Origin of the sequence: Halalkalibacter akibai JCM 9157 (assembly GCF_000513135.1) — a bacterium.
Classification (GTDB): domain Bacteria; phylum Bacillota; class Bacilli; order Bacillales; family Bacillaceae_D; genus Halalkalibacter; species Halalkalibacter akibai.
On the sequence record NZ_BAUV01000048.1, the window covers coordinates 1 to 18,575 of the forward strand.

At 36.5% G+C, this 18,575-nt stretch carries 18 protein-coding genes, 2 other RNA genes and 1 pseudogene; 18 read left to right on the forward strand and 3 right to left on the reverse strand.

Annotated features, from left to right (window positions below):
• From JCM9157_RS18975 to JCM9157_RS19000, 6 genes and pseudogenes are all read left to right on the forward strand, one after another.
• Positions 1 to 499, forward strand: a pseudogene (locus tag JCM9157_RS18975) (lysine 2,3-aminomutase); the annotation flags it as partial.
• 24 nt (positions 500 to 523) lie between these two features.
• Positions 524 to 796, forward strand: coding sequence for a YokU family protein (locus JCM9157_RS18980; protein WP_035667240.1), 273 nt, complete (start codon positions 524 to 526; stop codon positions 794 to 796).
• Between the two features lie 41 nt (positions 797 to 837).
• Positions 838 to 2,166 carry an aspartate aminotransferase family protein gene (locus JCM9157_RS18985; protein ID WP_035667241.1) on the forward strand — a complete coding sequence of 443 codons (1,329 nt, stop codon included), beginning with the start codon at positions 838 to 840 and terminating at the stop codon, positions 2,164 to 2,166.
• A 13-nt stretch (positions 2,167 to 2,179) separates the two neighbouring features.
• Positions 2,180 to 2,878 (forward strand): CoA transferase subunit A, encoded by a 699-nt coding sequence (locus JCM9157_RS18990; RefSeq protein WP_035667243.1) that lies wholly within the window; start codon positions 2,180 to 2,182, stop codon positions 2,876 to 2,878.
• A complete protein-coding gene (locus JCM9157_RS18995; RefSeq protein ID WP_035667245.1) occupies positions 2,863 to 3,531 on the forward strand; it encodes a 3-oxoacid CoA-transferase subunit B in 669 nt (222 codons plus the stop codon). Before JCM9157_RS18990 ends, JCM9157_RS18995 begins: the two co-directional genes overlap by 16 nt.
• Positions 3,532 to 3,547: 16 nt before the next feature.
• On the forward strand, positions 3,548 to 4,819 hold the full coding sequence (locus JCM9157_RS19000; RefSeq protein WP_035667246.1) for a peptidase: 1,272 nt from the start codon (positions 3,548 to 3,550) through the stop codon (positions 4,817 to 4,819).
• 190 nt (positions 4,820 to 5,009) lie between these two features.
• On the opposite strand, the gene JCM9157_RS19005 is transcribed toward JCM9157_RS19000, so the two are convergent.
• Entirely contained in the window at positions 5,010 to 5,330 is a 321-nt protein-coding gene (locus tag JCM9157_RS19005) for a hypothetical protein (protein ID WP_035667248.1), read from the reverse strand.
• Positions 5,331 to 5,569: 239 nt separating this feature from the next.
• Here JCM9157_RS19005 and JCM9157_RS19010 point away from each other — a divergent pair, with 239 nt between their 5' ends.
• The 3 genes from JCM9157_RS19010 to JCM9157_RS19015 are packed head-to-tail and all read left to right on the forward strand — an operon-like array spanning position 5,570 to position 6,861.
• Positions 5,570 to 5,806, forward strand: coding sequence for a hypothetical protein (locus tag JCM9157_RS19010; protein WP_035667249.1), 237 nt, complete (start codon positions 5,570 to 5,572; stop codon positions 5,804 to 5,806).
• A gap of 14 nt (positions 5,807 to 5,820) precedes the next feature.
• The gene (locus tag JCM9157_RS25850; RefSeq protein ID WP_268870966.1) at positions 5,821 to 5,949 is read left to right on the forward strand and encodes a hypothetical protein; all 129 of its coding nucleotides are present in this window, start codon (positions 5,821 to 5,823) and stop codon (positions 5,947 to 5,949) included.
• A 21-nt stretch (positions 5,950 to 5,970) separates the two neighbouring features.
• Positions 5,971 to 6,861 (forward strand): PhzF family phenazine biosynthesis protein, encoded by an 891-nt coding sequence (locus JCM9157_RS19015; RefSeq protein ID WP_035667250.1) that lies wholly within the window; start codon positions 5,971 to 5,973, stop codon positions 6,859 to 6,861.
• Here JCM9157_RS19015 and JCM9157_RS19020 read toward each other — a convergent pair whose 3' ends face one another.
• The gene (locus JCM9157_RS19020) at positions 6,862 to 7,449 is read right to left on the reverse strand and encodes a ribonuclease H-like YkuK family protein (protein WP_052013264.1); all 588 of its coding nucleotides are present in this window, start codon (positions 7,447 to 7,449) and stop codon (positions 6,862 to 6,864) included.
• A 279-nt stretch (positions 7,450 to 7,728) separates the two neighbouring features.
• On the opposite strand from JCM9157_RS19020, the gene gnd reads away from it, so the two are divergent.
• The 4 genes from gnd to JCM9157_RS19040 all read left to right on the forward strand — a co-directional run bounded on the left by gnd (position 7,729) and on the right by JCM9157_RS19040 (position 12,614).
• Positions 7,729 to 9,138, forward strand: a complete 1,410-nt coding sequence (gene gnd, locus JCM9157_RS19025) for an NADP-dependent phosphogluconate dehydrogenase (protein WP_035667251.1) — start codon at positions 7,729 to 7,731, stop codon at positions 9,136 to 9,138.
• Between the two features lie 106 nt (positions 9,139 to 9,244).
• Positions 9,245 to 10,939, forward strand: coding sequence for a M3 family oligoendopeptidase (locus JCM9157_RS19030; RefSeq protein ID WP_035667253.1), 1,695 nt, complete (start codon positions 9,245 to 9,247; stop codon positions 10,937 to 10,939).
• Between the two features lie 193 nt (positions 10,940 to 11,132).
• A complete protein-coding gene (locus JCM9157_RS19035; protein WP_035667254.1) occupies positions 11,133 to 11,720 on the forward strand; it encodes a YdcF family protein in 588 nt (195 codons plus the stop codon).
• 6 nt (positions 11,721 to 11,726) lie between these two features.
• Entirely contained in the window at positions 11,727 to 12,614 is an 888-nt protein-coding gene (locus tag JCM9157_RS19040; RefSeq protein ID WP_035667256.1) for an NAD-dependent epimerase/dehydratase family protein, read from the forward strand.
• A 48-nt stretch (positions 12,615 to 12,662) separates the two neighbouring features.
• Here JCM9157_RS19040 and JCM9157_RS19045 read toward each other — a convergent pair whose 3' ends face one another.
• Positions 12,663 to 12,869, reverse strand: a complete 207-nt coding sequence (locus tag JCM9157_RS19045; protein ID WP_034742580.1) for an alpha/beta-type small acid-soluble spore protein — start codon at positions 12,867 to 12,869, stop codon at positions 12,663 to 12,665.
• Positions 12,870 to 13,067: 198 nt separating this feature from the next.
• On the opposite strand from JCM9157_RS19045, the gene JCM9157_RS19050 reads away from it, so the two are divergent.
• The 5 genes from JCM9157_RS19050 (at position 13,068) to JCM9157_RS24955 (ending at position 18,491) form a co-directional block, all read left to right on the forward strand.
• Complete coding sequence (locus tag JCM9157_RS19050; RefSeq protein ID WP_035667287.1) at positions 13,068 to 15,143, forward strand: peptidoglycan D,D-transpeptidase FtsI family protein; 2,076 nt, start codon at positions 13,068 to 13,070, stop codon at positions 15,141 to 15,143.
• Between the two features lie 74 nt (positions 15,144 to 15,217).
• An RNA gene (gene rnpB / locus JCM9157_RS24180) (RNase P RNA component class B) lies at positions 15,218 to 15,621 on the forward strand.
• Positions 15,622 to 15,655: 34 nt separating this feature from the next.
• Positions 15,656 to 15,838: non-coding RNA, 6S RNA (gene ssrS, locus JCM9157_RS24185), on the forward strand.
• Between the two features lie 204 nt (positions 15,839 to 16,042).
• Positions 16,043 to 18,175, forward strand: coding sequence for an ATP-dependent Clp protease ATP-binding subunit (locus JCM9157_RS19055; RefSeq protein ID WP_035667257.1), 2,133 nt, complete (start codon positions 16,043 to 16,045; stop codon positions 18,173 to 18,175).
• A 142-nt stretch (positions 18,176 to 18,317) separates the two neighbouring features.
• Positions 18,318 to 18,491, forward strand: a complete 174-nt coding sequence (locus tag JCM9157_RS24955; protein WP_162831773.1) for a hypothetical protein — start codon at positions 18,318 to 18,320, stop codon at positions 18,489 to 18,491.
• The last annotated feature ends 84 nt before the right edge of the window (positions 18,492 to 18,575 follow it).

Consider the following 18,575-nt stretch of genomic DNA (forward strand, 5'->3'; position numbering starts at 1 on the left):
GAAGAAATTTCGAGGGGAACCTATTCATCTGAAAGTATTTTTGCTTGAAAAGATTCATGGTTACGTGATGTTCTTCTTAAGACTATCTTTAAGAAATGACGTACCTACATTTGTAGTGGATGCTCCTGGTGGAGGAGGTAAAATTACATTACAACCTAATTATTTACTTTCGCAAAGCCCAGAAAAAGTAGTCCTCAGAAACTTTGAAGGTGTTATAACAAGCTATCCAGAGCCACAGGGCTATGTTGCTGGTCGGGCCGATGAATATTTTGAGCAGACATATGAAGGTTTTAAAGAAAAGCAAAGTAATACAGGAATTTCCGCCATATTACAAGAAGAATGTTCGACTCTTATTCCAAACTCGTTGGAACGTAACAACCGTAGGTTATCATTTCAACAAACAGAAGGCTATTCTACATTAAAGGATAGACGAGAAAAAAGAGATGAACTGAAGGAAAAAAAATATCTGACCGAAATCAAAAAAAGAACTGAAAACTAAAAAGTTCGGAATAGGAGTCAATCCATGAGATGTGAATGGTGTGAAGAAAATAAAGCAAGAGCAATTTCGTGCACAGTTTACTGGGAACTGCCAGATGGATCAAGAGCAATAGAAATTACCGATGCACCAGGGTTTGTATGTGACTCTTGTGGAATGGAATATCAAGAGGAGCAACTAATAAATGATATCGAAGATCAACTTTTATTGATAAATGTAAAGCTGGTCGAAAAAAGCATTACGTTTAAGGAACTAATGGCAAAACCGAAAACACTAAAGCGAAATTATTTCCGTTTTTGATTCTCTAATCTTATCGCTCATCGGTGAAGAGAGGAATTCAGATGAAAAAATCATTGTTAATCAAACCATTTATGGATGAAATATATCCAAAAGCTGTTAAAGGATCCGGTATCTATTTATATGATGAAGACGGTAATAAGTATATAGATGGCTCATCAGGAGCTGTGACCGCAAGCATTGGTCATGGAAACAAAGAAATCATTCATGCGATGCTTGAACAAGCAAAGAAAGTATCTTTTGTTTATCGCTCACAATTTACAACAGAACCAGCAGAAGAATTAGCATGTAAATTAAACAATCTAGTTGATGCGGATGAGCCGTACTGGTCCTTTTTGGTTAATAGTGGTTCAGAAGCAACTGAAACCGCAATGAAAATGGCCATTCAACATTGGCAGGAACAAGGATTTGACAAAAAAAATAAGATTCTTTCTAGATGGATTAGTTATCACGGAATAACAATTGGTGCGTTATCAATGTCGGGGCATGTGTATAGAAGAGCTCGCTTTGCCCCGTTACTTGATGAGTGTCCGGCAGTTTCTGCGCCGTATTGTTTTAGATGTCCTTTTAATCTAAACTATCCAACTTGTGGCTTATTTTGTGCCAGTGAACTTGAAACGGCGATTAACCGAGTTGGGTCAGAGAGAATTGCAGCTTTTATTGCTGAACCCATTGTAGGAGCTGCAGGAGGGGTTATTGTGCCTCCTGAAGGATATTATCAAAAAATCAAAGAAATTTGTGAGAAAAATAATATATTATTTATTGCGGATGAGGTAATGACAGGAATGGGGAGAACAGGAAAAATGTTCGCGATGGAGCATTGGAATGTTAAACCGGATCTGATTGTACTTGGAAAGGGAATCAGTTCAGGTTATTCACCTCTCGCAGCAACTCTCGCCAGCAAAAAGGTAATGGATCCAATATTGAGCGGTTCAAAGTCTGTTATGAGTGGTCACACGTTTAGTGCAAATCCACAATCAGCTGCAACGGCACTCGCAGTTATTCACTATATAGAACGTATGAAGTTAATAGATCACTCCTGTAAGAACGGCTCTTATTTGATTGAGAAATTAAAAAACATGGCAAAAAACAATCCGATTATCGGAGACGTACGAGGAAAAGGGCTGATGATTGGTGTTGAGTTTGTTGATCCTTTGACGAAGGAACCTTTTCCAACTGTTGAACAAATGACAACTCGAGTAATAAAAAAAGCAAGAGAAAAAGGATTAATTCTTTATCCAGCAAATGCTGGAAAAGACGGATTAGTTGGTGATGCTGTCATCATAGCTCCTCCACTTATAATAAAAAAGAAAGAGATGAAGCAATTGCTCTCTATTTTCGAAGAAACACTGAGGGAAATTCAGCTTAAATAGGGAGGAATTAGATATGACTAATGAGCTGAAAAAGTTTAACAAATTAGTAACGTTAGAGGAAGCGTTACATTATATCCAAGACGGGTGTACGTTAATGTATGGGGGATTTGGTGGAGTGGGAAATCCTCCAACACTCATTAACGGAATTATCGAGAAAGACCGAAAAGAATTAATACTAATTGGAAATGATGCTGGATTTCCTAAAATCGGAATTGGGAAAGTTGTTAGTCAAGGAAGGGCGAAACGCCTTATTGCTTCTCATATCGGCTCAAATCCGGTTGCTGGACAATTGATGGTAGAAGGAAAATTAGATGTGGAGTTCTCCCCACAAGGGACATTGGCAGAACGAATTCGTGCAGGGGGAGTTGGACTTGCAGGCATTTTAACAGATATAGGAATAGGAAGTATGGTGGAGGAAGGAAAAGAAAAGGTAGAATTAAATGGAAAAACATATTTGATCGAGACAGCTTTAACTGCAGATGTTGCAATCATCCACGCTAAAAAGTCCGATTATTTCGGAAATTTAATTTATGATACGAGCGCAAGAAATACAAATCCATTAGTGGCAATGGCTGGAAAGATTACAATAGCAGAGGTTGAAGAAATTGTCCCACTCGGCTCATTATCCCCAGAGGAGATTGTCACCCCTGGAGTGTTTGTTGATTTAATTGTTGAGAGTAAAGGAGTCGATTGGAGATGGGCATGGGAATAGATATAAGGAATCTGATGGCTAAACGAGCTGCTGAGGAAATCAAAGATGGTATGATCGTGAATTTAGGGATTGGCATTCCTTCACTTGTTGCTAATCACATTCCAAATGACTGCAAGGTGATGTTTCACTCGGAAAATGGGATTCTCGGTATGGGGAAGTCCCCTGAAAAAGGATTAGAAGATCCTATGCTATGTAATGCAGCCGGTTTACCGGTCACAATCACAAAAGGTGCCTCTTACTTTGACAGTGCTACGGCCTTCGGTATCGTTCGATCTGGTTATATAGATCTAACGATTTTAGGTGGGTTACAAGTAAGTGAACGAGGAGACTTGTCAAATTGGATAGTACCAGGTAAAAGAATCCCTGGTATTGGTGGTGCGATGGAGCTAGCTAAAAAAGCAAAAAAAGTAATTATTGTCATGAAGCATGTAGATAAGAATGGCGAATCAAAAATAAGGCAGAAATGCAGTTTTCCACTAACAGCTAAAGCTTGTGTCAACCTAGTTATAACCGATATGGCTGTCATAGAAATAACAAAAACGGGTTTGTTGTTAAAGGAAGTATTTAACCCATACACGCCAGAAGATGTGATAGAAAACACAGAAGCGAAGTTATTACTTCCAAACGAACATATTAAGGTAATAGAGTGCTAAGTTGGGAGGAGTTTATATGAAGCTGAATAAGCAGATTCATCAGTGGCTTAATTCACATAGAGCTGAGGGGATTGCGTTATTAACACAATTAGTTCAAACAGAAAGCACACAAGGGAATGAAGCACAAGCACAAAAAATCGTTTTACATGAGCTAAAGAAACTCGGATTAGAAATCGATATGTGGGAACCAGATGGACAGCGCTTAAAGCAACATTCCTTTTTTGCTTCCCCACGAACGAACTTTAGTGGGAGCCCAAATCTAGTTGGTGTACTAAAAGGAAGTGGAGGAGGCCGCTCTATAATCTTGAATGGTCATATCGATGTGGTTCCTTCAGGAGAACTAGAGCAATGGGAACAAGCCCCGTTTAGTGCTCATATTAATGAAGGACGATTATATGGACGTGGAGCTACAGATATGAAAGGAGGCAATGTGGCTCTAATTCTTGCAATGAAAGCACTACAAGCTTTAAATATTCAATTAAAAGGTGATGTTATTTTCGAGAGTGTGATAGAAGAAGAAAGTGGCGGTGCTGGTACATTGGCAGCGATAGTAAGAGGCTATAAAGCAGACGCAGCTTTGATTCCGGAACCTACAAATATGAAAATTTTCCCGAAACAACAAGGATCAATGTGGTTTAGGTTGCATATTAAAGGACGTTCTGCGCACGGTGGAACACGATATCAAGGAGTTTGCGCGATTGAAAAAAGTTTACTAGTTCTCAACCATATTAAGGAATTAGAAAAAAAGAGAAATGAAAGAATTACAGACATTCTTTATCATGATATACCTATACCTGTTCCAATTAATATTGGTAAAATTGAAGGTGGAGAATGGCCTTCATCTGTCGCTGACTTAGTGAAAGTAGAAGGGAGAATGGGTGTTGCTCCTGACGAACCTTTAGAAGTGGCTAAGGAAGAAATGAAAAAATGGCTCGTGCAATTAGAGAAAGTTGATCCTTGGTTTATAAAGCACCCGGTCAAACTAGAATGGTTTGGTGCAAGGTGGCTTCCTGGTGCAATTGACATAAATCACCCATTAATGACTATTCTTGCAAGAAATTATGAAGAAGTTATACAGAAATCGCCCGTTATAGAAGCATCTCCTTGGGGCACAGACGGAGGACTGTTATCATCAGTAGGAGAAACTCCAACAATTGTATTTGGACCAGGCGTGACGGAAAAAGCGCATTACCCAAACGAATACATTGACCTTGATCGTGTTTTTGAAACTGCGGAGATTATCGCTTTAACTTTAATTGATTGGTGTGAGGAAAAAGAACAATTGTAAAAGTACCCTAGAAAAAAAGAACCTCAATTATGAAGGTTCTTTTTTTCTTTTTTTATTTATTTTTGAAAACATCGTGTAGTGCATGAATAAATTCAATCCCTTGATATAAAAAGATGCTCAATGCACTAACAGAAAACATACATATCGTAAGCAATCGTAACCAAAACATAATTATTCCTCCTCTTTTTTACTAACTAAAGTAAGTGTGAAAAAAGAGAGTTTTTTTTAAGTTATTAGATTGATAAAAAACAGCGAGAAGAAAATACTTTGAGGCGTGAGCCATAGGAGGTTGGAATGTTAATTGAGTTGTGAAAGGTAGATCAACAGTACTCAGTGATGTTAAAAGCAACCCAGCTAATTCAGTGGATAGACTATTTTCACTCGTTAAAGTATCTTGACTTATTAATTCAGTTTCATAGACAGATAGCAGATGTTTGCTACTTAAATCAACACATGAAAAAGATACAGTCCACAACATCATTGATACTACAAACACGGATATCTTTTTCATAACTGTCACCTCTCTCAAGTAGCAAAATCATATCATGAGGTTGAAAATTATAAAACTAAAATGTTAGTAATTAAATAATTTTCCACAATGTACAAGATATTAAATTAGTAATTTCTTTTCGATTTAATAGGTAGACTATTAAGAGCAATTATTAAAAATGTATTGAAAAAAGCTAACATGTTTAAAGTTCTTCGACATATAAATGTTAGGACAAACTTTTGGAGAGGAGTAATGACTGCATGTCGGACATTGCAAAGATTCTGGTTTTCTCAATGTTTTTAAGCATACTCTGGTTAATTCCACGATTAGACCTTGCATTACAATGGATGTCTAGTCATATTTGGCAATCCATTCTAATTGGACTAGGCATATTTGGATGTCTGATTTTTGTTAACTGGGTTATTCAAAAACGATCACATCGAAGAAACTTCATGAGAGAACAAAAATTAAAAATAGAAAAATCTGAAGGACTATAATACTGAGGTGACTTATGAGTACGGAAATACAATTTAAACAGTTACAATCTTATTTTGAAGATCACTTAAATAGATCGTTAACGATCCAAGAAAAAGATGTTATTATTTGGATGGTATCTAAACATTACGGTTCGAAAAAATAATATCTATGAATAGGAGTTAACATGAAAAAGATTTCAATTTACCATGTAGATGCATTTACTTCTGTAGCTTTTGGTGGAAATCCTGCAGGGGTTGTTCCAGATGCCAATAATCTTACAAGTGAAATGATGCAAAAAATAGCTAAAGAGGTTAATCTCTCTGAAACAGCTTTTTTGCAAACATCTGAAAACAGCCATGCTGCAGATTTTCGCATTCGTTATTTTTCTCCAACCAATGAAATTGATTTCTGTGGACATGCTACTTTGGCAACTACATGGATTTTATTAACTGAACTCGGCTATAATAATAGATCTTCAATTACGCTGGAGACTAATGTAGGATTGATAGAAATGGAATTGTCTTCGGAAGGAATTATGATGACTCAGTTGTCGCCTAAGCTAAAAGAAATTAACTCAGATCTTGAACATATTGTTGAATTAGTGGGTCTCCGGATAGACGATATTGATCAAAGGTTTGCTTGTAAGCTTAGCTATACAGGGAATTGGCATTTATTAGTTCCAGTGAAAACAAAAGAAGCAGTTGATCGGGCAAAGCCTAATTTTGAGTTTTTATCTCAGCACAACCAAATGAATAATATTTGTACGACCCATCTATTTACGTTTGATAGCCAAGAAGAAGGTTGTTTGCTTTATACTCGGGATTTCGCACCAGCTGTAGGAATATTAGAAGATCCAGTTACTGGCTCTGCGAATGGAGCATTAGCTGGTTATTTATATCTAGAGGGAATCGTTCCTTCAGATCGAGATTATAAATTTACCATTGCTCAGGGGCACAAACTTGGTAGGCCAGGATATGTGAAAGTTGAAATATTACAAGGGTCCGAATCCGCTAAATTTAAAATTGGAGGTAAAGCTGTAACGACTATTGCTGGAATTTTTCAAATACCTCTTTAATCAAGTGGGGCTGAATTTCCCTGCTTTTTTCGTGTAACGATTTGCGTAACTTGATGCCACAAATGCATCTGGTTTAATCTTTGGTTCCACCCCCATCATTTCTAAACGAGCAACCATTTCCTTAACGAACTCACGTGTTTTATTTCGTGGACCAGAGCCAATATCTATATGACCTTCTATTGAAAATGTTGCGCCTTGGTAAAGATAGGGGAGAACAATGTCGATCATTTTTGATTTCTTCTCTTCTGTAAACATGGAGACTACTTCTTCAGTTAAACTTGTTTCAAGTGAAATTCTTTCATGTAAATGAAGCATTTTTCTAGGAACAATTGCTTTACGGATACAAGCCCATGCTCCTTTACCTTTCTGTTGAATGACGATTCCCGTAATGAAAACGGTGCTTGTTGCATGTACTTGAGAGTCCGTCCCTACCATTAAACGGTAATTACCACTTGGTTTAATTTTCATAAATTTAATGATTCGCTGATAAACACGATCAAAGGTCATGTTTTTCTCTTGTAAGTTCTGAAAATTATATTGTATTATTCTTGGGCGTTTCAAAGAATCACCTACCAATTCTTTTTTCATTTAATTCATCATATGCAAGCAAGCTATATTTATTAATCAGTTAAAGACTTAAAAAGGCTGAAAAGAGCATATTAACTATTTATTTGGATTTAATTTACAAAAAATAATTATTTTGGTTTTATTTTGGCGTTAATAAGGTATTTGCGATTAAAATTAAACAAAAGATTTGCTAGCAACTAGTAGTTGATATAATATATACAAAGAAGTCAAAAAACTTTTTTCATGTATTAAGGAAGTTATGAGCACACTAACGAGAGACTTAATTAGGAGTGGTAGAGAATGCAAAAACAACAAATTGGAGTCATTGGACTCGCTGTTATGGGGCGAAATCTAGCGTTAAATATTGAGAGCAGAGGTTATGCTGTTTCAGTATTCAACCGGTCTTCTGATAAGACAGAAGAAATGTTAAAAGAAGCAGAAGGAAAGAATGTTGTAGGTACATATACGATCGAAGAATTTGTGGCTTCATTAGAAACACCAAGAAAGATCTTATTAATGGTTAAAGCAGGACAAGCTACTGATGCTACGATTGAGCAACTTTTACCACATTTAGAAAAAGGCGATATTTTAATTGATGGTGGTAACACGTTCTTTGAGGATACTCGTCGTAGAAATAAAGATTTAGCTGAATCTGGCATTCACTTTATCGGTACAGGCGTCTCTGGTGGTGAAGAGGGAGCACTTAAAGGCCCATCTATCATGCCAGGCGGTCAAAAAGAGGCTTATGAGCTTGTAGAACCAATCTTAAAAGCAATCTCAGCAAAAGTTGGAGATGACGCTTGTTGCACATATATTGGACCAAACGGTGCGGGTCACTATGTTAAAATGGTTCATAACGGAATTGAATACGGAGATATGCAGTTAATCTGCGAATCATATCATTTAATGAAGGATGTACTTGGGTTAAGCGCTCCCGAGTTACATGAAATTTTTAAAGAGTGGAATCAAGGAGAACTAGATAGCTATCTTATTGAAATCACAACAGATATTTTTACAAAAGTCGATGAAGAAACAGGGAAGCCGATGGTAGATGTTATTCTTGATACCGCAGGTCAAAAAGGGACCGGAAAATGGACAAGTCAAAGTGCATTAGATCTTGGAGTTCCTTTATCAATTATTACAGAGTCTGTCTTCTCTCGTTTTATTTCTGCAATGAAGGAAGAGCGTGTTAAAGCTAGTGGTATCTTACGTGGTCCGAATGCAGTGTTTGAAGGGGACAAAAAGGAATTTGTTGAAAAAATTCGTAAGGCATTATATTTAAGTAAAATCTGCTCGTATGCTCAAGGTTTTGCTCAAATGAAAATTGCTTCTGAAGAATATGATTGGAATTTAAATCTTGGAGAAATCTCAATGATCTTTAGAGGTGGATGTATTATTCGTGCGCGTTTCCTTCAAAATATCAAAGAAGCATACGACCGCGATCAAAATTTAACGAACTTACTTCTTGACCCATACTTCCAAGAAATAGTTGAAGGATATCAAGAGGCTGCTCGTGACGTTGTTGCAACAGCAGTTAAGCTTGGAATTCCGGTTCCTGGTCTTTCAAGTGCATTAGCATACTATGATAGTTATCGCACAGCAACGCTTCCAGCTAATCTGTTACAAGCACAACGTGATTATTTTGGGGCTCATACTTATCAAAGAATTGATAAAGAAGGAACATTCCATACGAATTGGATGGAAAAATAAAAACTAGAGATGGATTCGTTCTAGAAGAGCGAATTCATCTTTTTTCTTGTTTTCATATAAGGAAGGATTTGGTACGATAAACTCATAAATGAGGAAGGGGTTGCCCATGACAAAATTCTACATAGAAACTTTAAATTTTAAAAATCAACAACAAATTGAAGCTGCATTTGAGCAATTATTAAACGAGTCGATTGATTCAGTTGAACAACTGGAAGGTTGGTTAAAGCAACAATCAGAATTAAAAGAAGCGATAGATGAAGCAATGACAGGTCATTATATTGACTTTCAATGTCATAGTGAATCTGAAGAAGCAAAAGCTGTATTCGAACATGACCAAAATGTTATTGACCCTATCTACAAAAAATATACATCACTACTTAATGAGAAGTTTCTTGCCTCACCTTTGATTAAACAGTTAAATCCTATTTCTTATAAGCAGTTAATTAAAAGTAAAGAAAATGCTAAAGCTTTATTTAGATTGGAAAACATTGATCTTGAAGTACAAGAAGATGGACTTGCAACGAATTATTTTGAGCATACGGGTTCCTTAACTGTTGAAATGGATGGTGCAGAGTTAACCCTAAGTCAATTAACACCGTTTTTTCAGGATTCTAATAGAGAGAAACGTGAACAAGCCGCTACATTGGCAGCGGATGCTTTTATCCAAATAGAACCAGAGCTCCAAGCGATTATGGATCAGTTAATTAAGATTCGTCATCAAAAAGCTCTAAATGCGGACCTTCCTAACTATCGAGATTATATGTTTAAAAAGTATGAACGATTTGATTATTCTCCTGAGGATTGCAAACAGTTAGCTGAATCTATTCGTAAATATGTAAAACCTTTAAAAGAGAAACTGCAAAAAGATCATCAGAAGGAATTAGGACTTGAAATCTATAAGCCCTGGGATCGAATGGCTGTGGCACCTGGAGAATCTCCCCTTCGACCCTTTGTAGATACGAAAGAGCTAATCAAAAAGACAGCTTCAATTTTCGAGACGTTAGATCCACGCTTTTCGGAATTATTATTAACAATGGATCAAAGAGGGATGTTGGACTTAGACAGTAGGAAAGGAAAAGCGCCTGGTGGCTTCTGTTCCGACTTACCACTTTCTCAATTATCATTCATTTTCATGAATGCATCTACAACTCATGATGATATGATTACGTTGTTGCATGAAATGGGACACTGCATTCATAATGATCTGATGAAAACACTTCCAATTAGTGATTATCGGGATATTCCAATGGAGTCTGCAGAACTTGCAAGTATGTCTATGGAACTGTTAACAATGGACAAATGGAACTTATTTTACCAAGATGAACTTGATTTAAAGCGAGCAATAAAATTGCAATTAAAAGGTATGATTGATTTCCTGCCACAGGGGATGGTCATAGATCAGTTCCAACATTGGTTATATGAAAATCCCGACCATTCAGCGGAAGAAAGAAATGCTAAATACCAACAACTTGTTCAGGAACTAGATTCAACTGTAGTAGACTGGTCCAGTCATGAGAAGTGGATTCAAACTAGTTGGTTAAGAGTTCTTCACATTTTTGAAGTTCCCTTTTATTATATTGAATACGTTATCGCTCAACTTGGAGCCATTCAAATGTATAAGCAATATCGCGAAGATCCTAAGAGCGCCCTAGCAAATTATAAACAAGCATTATCTTTAGGTGCGTCAAAGTCGTTACCTGAAGTGTATGAAGCTGCGGGCATCCGGTTTGATTTTTCTGAAACGATGATAAAAGAATTAATGAATTTTGTGGATAAAGAATTGGAATCTGTTGTTTTGTAAAACAAGGTGAAACAATAAGGAAATTATTGTCCGTTCGTTCTCAAAGCATATAGTCCTATTAAAATGATTAGGAAAATATAGTATTCATATTATTTTTAGGATGTTCTAAGGGTTATACAAACTTTTGAGCATCCTCTTTTTAATGAACTAAGTTTTAGTTGAGTTTCTTTAAACAGAAAGGACTACCTTATATATGAAAGAAATATTCAAGTGGATTTTAATTTTACTAACGCCAATTGTTCTAGTTTATTTTATTATTATACATGTTCAAATACAGCGTTATAGTTACATGGAAGTACCTAAACAAGCTGATTATCTAATTATATTAGGAGCAAAAGTAGAAGGTTTAATTCCTTCTTTATCATTGCAGTACCGGATAGATGCTGCGGCCAATTACTTACATGAGAATCAACATACAATAGCAATTGCTTCCGGAGGTCAAGGCTCAGGTGAAGACATAACAGAAGCAGAAGCGATCAGAAATGGCCTAATGGAAAAAGGGATCGATGCATCGAGAATCCAATTAGAAATGAAGTCAACAACTACAAATGAAAACATTCAACTTTCAAAATCGCATCTGCCTGAAAAACAGGATATCGGAATAATTGTCACGAATCATTATCATGTTTATAGGGCTGTGTCCATTGCGACTGATGAAAATATGATTGTTCATGGGCTATCAGCGAAAACACCTTTGATTTCATACCCCAAAGCTTATCTTCGTGAATATTTAGCGGTGTCAAAATACTATGTTTTAAAATTCTTTTCAAAAAAGGGGTAAGTATCAATGGCAAAAGTATTAGTTTTAGGGGGAACAATGTTTTTTGGAAAACGACTAGTTGAGCAATTGTTAAATCACGGCCACAAGGTTACAATTGCCACGAGAGGGTTAACTAAGGATCCATTTGGAGATCGAGTAGAAAGGTTAAAAATAGATCGTATAGACCGTGAGTCTCTAGATCAAGCATTTGTAAACAAAAGCTGGGACATTGTCTTTGATCAATCCTGCTTCTCAGCTAAAGAAGCCCTTGATTCAACAGAAGCATTAACAGGAAAGGTGAGAAAATATATATTCACATCTTCTCAAGCTGTTTATGATTTTGGAATACAGTGCAAGGAAAAGGACTTTAATCCTTTATTGTATAAATATGAACTGAAAACTAGACAAGAATACAAGGGCTACATCGGGTATCAAGAAGCGAAACGAGCAGCTGAAGCTATTTTGTTTCAAAACTCCAATTTTGAAGTAGTGTCTGTTAGGTTGCCAATTGTTGTTGGAGAAGATGACTATACAGATCGACTGAAGTTCCATGTTTGGAACATCATGCACAATAGACCTATAGGAATTACAGATCCTAAAGCCAGGTATAGTTTTATTCAGTCGAAGGAAGCAGCGAATTTTTTACTTGAAATTGGATTCTCATCTTTCAGTGGGCAAATTAATCCAGGGTGTTCAGAAGATCTTTCTATATATGAACTTTGTGAAAAAATTGCAAGAAGAGTAAAAAAAGAATGGACGATCACTCAAGAAGTTACACCTGACAACCAATCTCCTTACTCCTTTCCAGGTTCATGGTCAGTTAACACACAATTGGCAGAAGAAATGGGCTTTACGTTTTCAAGTATTGATTCAACTTTAAACCAATTAATTGACTATTATAGAAATGAGTTATAACTAAAGTGGGCGCTTACTATTGTAAGCGCCCTTTGCCATTATATGAAATTAAAACTGAGAGCCACCCATTTGTTGCTCAGCCATTTGAACTAAGCGTTTTGTGATTTCTCCACCAACAGAGCCGTTTGCACGAGAAGTTGTGTCAGCACCTAATTGTACACCAAATTCTGATGCAATTTCATACTTCATTTGGTCCAATGCTTGCTGTACACCTGGAACTAATAATTGGTTTGAATTATTGTTGTTACTTGCCATGATCAATCACCTCTTTCTTGGATTTAACGTTAGTATGGTTTGTGGGAAAACTTTTTATGTAGATGAAGTGTTAAAAAAGAAGTAGAAATTTTTGGGATTTTCCTTTATTGTTTTTCGAGTTCTCATGATTTTGCCCTTTTCTGGTAAACCTTTAAGGTAAGAAACTAATTTATATAGTAGAGGTTAGGGTTGATGAGAATGAAGCTGAAAAAAAAGTCACATTTCGCACTCCGGATTAATGTATTATTCTTTTTAATCTTTCTTTTGTTTTCTGGTTTAATTCTTAGGTTAGGCATTGTTCAAATTGTACAAGGAGAAGACTTTGTGGGTGAATTAGCTTCTACCACAAATATTACATCAAAAGTAAGTGCACCTCGTGGCATTATGTTTGATCGTTACGGACATGTTGTGGTTGATAATGAGCTTGAGCTTTCTCTTACATTCACAAATCCTTCTAGAACAAAAGATATGGCTCAAATGTTAAACCTTGCAAAGGAATTAGAACCAATGGTCGATATGGAAATTGATCATATAAGCGATCGAGATATTAGGGAATACGTATTAATGCAACTGGAGGAAGACGAACGTTACGAGCTTGTTAGCAAGGAAGAAAGAAAATTGTATGAAAATCATTCAGATATTTATAAATTAGAACTTGAGCGAATTTCTGATTTGGCTATTTCTGAACTCACTCAAGCTGATTATGAAACCATTGCTATTTTTCGTCAAATGCTTCGTGGACATGTGAATAGTCCGCAACGCATTAAGGAGAATATTACGGAGCAAGAAGCTCATATTATCAGTGAAAATTTGGACCATTTGCCAGGAATAGATATTCTACGTGATTCTAAAAGGGAGTATTTGTATGGTGATTCTTTCCGTAGTTTCTTTGGGTCTATAAGTGCGATACCAAAAGATAAGATTGATTACTTCTTATCACGTGGCTATGAAAGATCGGACTTTGTTGGGAACAGTTTTCTTGAAGCTCAATATGAAGAAGTCCTAAGAGGAGAGAAAGCCATTTTTGAGAGAATTACGAGAAAAAATGCGGGACAAACCGTACAAAGTGAGACAAAAGTAAGGATGGGAAAAAGGGGTAATGACCTTGTTCTTACTCTTGACATGGAGTTACAACAAAAATTAGAGGAAATTCTCGAAGATGAAATGTTTAAAGCGGGAAAAAGTGCTTTTATTGCTGACCGTTCTGCCTATGCCGTTCTAATGGATCCAAAAACAGGTGATATTTTAGCGATGGCAGGTTTTTTCGATCCTGCAGACTATGAAGTGGAAAGTTATGAGGATCATATTGGAAATGTGGCTAAAGCTTTTGAGATGGGGTCGACTGTCAAAGCCGCATCTGTTTTAACTGGCTTTCAATCAGGTGTCATTAAACCAGGTGAGCAAATTTTAGATCAACCTATCCGTTTACCAGCTACACCAGTGAAGAAGTCTTGGACTAATACATTAGGTTATGTAAATGATTTACGTGCGTTGGAGCAGTCTTCTAATGTTTATATGTTTCAAATTGGAATGAGGATGGCAAAGTGTCATTATAGAGGGGCGAATCAACATTGTGGTTGGAATACTAATTCGATTGGAAGTGCCTACAATACAGTGCGAAGTAGTTTTAGTCAATTTGGACTCGGCTCTGAGACAGGGATAGATTTGCCATATTCTGAAACTGGTTTACAAGGTGGGAGTGAAGTTGGAGGTAACTTAATGGATTTAATGATTGGACAATATGATACGTATACACCATTACAATTAGCACAATATATTGCAACGATCGCTAATGATGGATACCGAATGGAACCACGCCTGGTTAGGGAAATTCGAGAACCTGCTATTAATGAGGGTGAACCTAGTATTGTTGTCAAACGGTATGAACCGACCATTTTAAATCGCATTGATATGAATGATGATTATATTAAAAGAGTTCAAGCAGGACTGAGAGCTGTGATGACTAAAGGGACAGCCGCTAAGAAGTTCGCCGATGTATCTTATCAACCTGCTGGAAAAACGGGTACGGCCCAAGTAAGAGTTGCCGTCGGAAAAGGGACTGATAGACATTTCATCGAGGGTAATACCCAGACTCTTGTAGGTTACGCACCTTATGATAATCCTGAGATTGCTTTTGCGGTAGTTGTACCATTCGCTAAGCTAGATGATGAAGGTGGTAGAAAAGGGATGGCTCAAGATATTTCACATCGAGCATTGAAACAATATTTCCAATTAAAAAATGGTCGTAAAGGACCTAAAATCGTTAGAAATTAACAGAAACTACCACGTCAAAAATGTTGCGTAGAATTAAAAAGCTGTGTATACTTATCCATACAACATCTGATTTAACGTTCAGGTAATCGCTGCACCTTGTTTGGTGTAGAGGAAAGTCCATGCTCGCACGATCTGAAATGATCGTAGTGTTCGTGCCTAGTTAATAAATAAGCTAGGGCAATCTAGTGGTTACTCAGTAACGAACTGGATTGACGGCGGGGAAAATCACCTAAAGCTTGTTAAAAGTCATGGTTTAGTACCCCTGAAAGTGCCACAGTGACGAAACTCTTTTGGAAACGGAAGAGGTGGAACGCGGTAAACCCCACGAGCGAGAAACCCAAATTTGGTAGGGGAACTATCTCAATGGAATAACAACAAAGAGATGGACAGGTTTCATAGCCTGTAGATAGATGATTGCCACCGGAGTACGAGGTTAAAACCGTTCGCAGTACAAAGGAACAAAACATGGCTTATCGAACGTTATCGTAACAGATTTTGTCCAAACACATATATAGTCGCTGCGTTGTTCGTTTTTAATATATGTTTCAACCTTTATGCTTATATAGGGAGTTTAATATTGAGATTTAGATGTCTAGCCTTCATTACGTAGAGGAAGACAGAAGAATCTTTGCGAACACCCACTTTTAGGAGTGGTGGTTTGGAACTCTATTATGAAACGGCATCGCGGCATTTAATGAATATTTCAGGTCAGTCTCTTTTGGACTGGTCCTTTTCTGTTAAAAAAAGGAATATAAAGAGTTTAAACTTGAAAAGTCAAGAATGGTCAAATATAATGATAATATAATCAAGTATCCAATTGTCCTTAGGGACTTTTTATTTACTTCTAAAGGTCAAATAAAGTCAAAGTCAAAGTCGAATTAATCAAGGAGGACCAAAAAATGTTATGTCAAAATTGCCAAAAAAACCAAGCAAATGTATCAATGAATCTCATAGTAAATCAGACGAAAAAGCAGTTTGCATTATGTAATGAGTGTTATGGTTTAGTTACGAATCAAACGGGACCTTCTATGAATTTTGATGAGTTCTTTAAAGGTTTTTTAAGTGGACACCAAAATCCGCTTCATGGATTCCAGCCACAAAATAATAAAGTTGAGTCCACTAAAACAGGAAATAATGGTTTTCTCGATCAACATGGACGCAACCTTTCTGAAGAAGCAAGACAAGGGCGAATCGATGGAGTGATTGGTAGAGAAAAAGAAATTGAGCGTGTTATCGAAGTTTTAAATCGACGCTCTAAAAATAACCCTGTTTTAATTGGAGAAGCTGGTGTAGGGAAAACGGCTATTGCAGAAGGGTTTGCTTTAAAGATTGTAAAGGGAGAGGTACCCGTTAAACTATTAAATAAAGAAGTTTATGTTCTAGATATTAGTTCATTAGTTGCTGGTACGAGTTATAGAGGCCAATTTGAAGAAAAAATGCAACAGCTTATCACCGAATTACAACAACGTGACAATGTTATCTTATTTATTGATGAATTGCATATGATGGTCGGAGCAGGCGCAAGTTCTGATGGTTCAATGGACGCAGGAAATATTCTAAAACCAGCATTAGCCAGAGGCGAGTTTCAGATTATTGGAGCTACCACTTTAAAAGAATATCGGATGATTGAAAAAGACCCAGCGCTTGAGCGTCGCTTCCAACCTGTCATTGTAAAGGAACCGACTGTAGATGAAGCTTACGAAATCTTAAAAGGTATTCGGCCGATCTATGAAAACTATCATAATGTTAAATTTTCCGATGATGTGCTAAAGGCTTGTATAACTTTATCTGCGCGTTATATTCAAGATCGCTTCTTGCCTGATAAAGCTATTGATTTATTAGATGAAGCAGGATCAAAGTTGAATCTAACTCAAGGTAATACAGATAAAAACAAAATTCAAAAACGGTTAGACGAGTTAATTCGTGAAAAAGAGCAAGCGACAAAAGAAGAAAATTATGAGAAGGCTGCGCAACTTCGGGATGAAGAAAATAAGCTCAAACTAAAGTTAGATGATGAAGGGATTCCAGTAACTGAAGTAACAATAGAACATATTCAAGATATTATTGAGAAAAGTACAGGAATTCCAGTTAAAAAACTTCAGAAATCTGAGCAGTCTAAAATGAAGGAGCTACAAACAAATTTAAGTAAAAAAGTGATTGGTCAGAAGAAAGCGATAGAAAAGGTCTCGAAAGCCATTTTAAGAGCTCGCGTAGGGCTTAAACCTAAGACACGTCCGACGGCTTCGTTTCTTTTTGTAGGTCCAACAGGTACCGGTAAAACAGAGTTGACTAAAACGTTAGCTGAGGAATTGTTTGGTAGTAAGGAGTCAATGATTCGTTTAGATATGAGTGAATACATGGAAAAGCACTCTGTTTCTAAATTAATTGGATCGCCGCCCGGGTATGTAGGGCATGACGAAGCAGGACAATTAACTGAACAAGTTCGACGTAATCCTTATTCGATCATTCTTTTAGATGAAATTGAAAAAGCACATCCTGATGTTATGAATATGTTCCTTCAAATAATGGAGGATGGACGTTTGACAGATAGTCAGGGTAGAGTTGTTAATTTTAACGAAACAGTTTTGATTATGACCTCTAATGCGGGTGTAACTGATAAAAAATTAGGTTCAATTGGCTTTAATGAGGCAGAAGGAAGTGTGCTTGCAACAGAAACGATACTAGATAGCCTAAGAGAGTACTTTAAGCCTGAATTTCTAAATCGTATAGATTCGATTATTGAGTTTACTCACTTAGAAAGAAGTGATTTGTTACAAATCATTGATATCATGCTTACTGATTTACAAAAAACACTTCGAGATCAAAATTTCGAAATTGAGATTACGGATGAAGCTAAAGAAAAAATAGCTGAATTAGGTTACCATAAAGCGTTTGGTGCTCGTCCATTACGACGTGCTATTCAAGAACACATTGAAGATCAAATTACGACATTAATTATTGAATCTGATGTTACACTGCAACTCTTTAAAGTAGAGGTAGAAAATGAAAAAATTAAGGTAATATCTGCGTAAGGTATTTTGACAGTTAAGAGAACCGATCTTAACTGTCTTTTTTTGGTACAGTCATTTTATTAGTTGCTATGAAAGTTCTTATATTCTAAGTAGATTGGGTAATTATAATAGAACATTGTAATCACAAAGGAGTGTTCAATCTATGTCGAAAAAAGAGAAGGATCCTCAATTCCAAAGTGGAGAGCAAACAAAGGATGTATTAAAAGGACTTTATGGATTAGAGTCTGACGAAAGCTTATTATCAGTTAATTTTGCTACAACGGAAAATCCATATTTAGCGGAGCATTATGCAGAAGACTCAAAAGATCAAGAGTAAAAATAAAAAGGAGCTTATTTCCAATTGCAAGAAACCTTTTTCCTTATAAAGTAGTCTAATATTAGATACTTATAAGAAAGACGG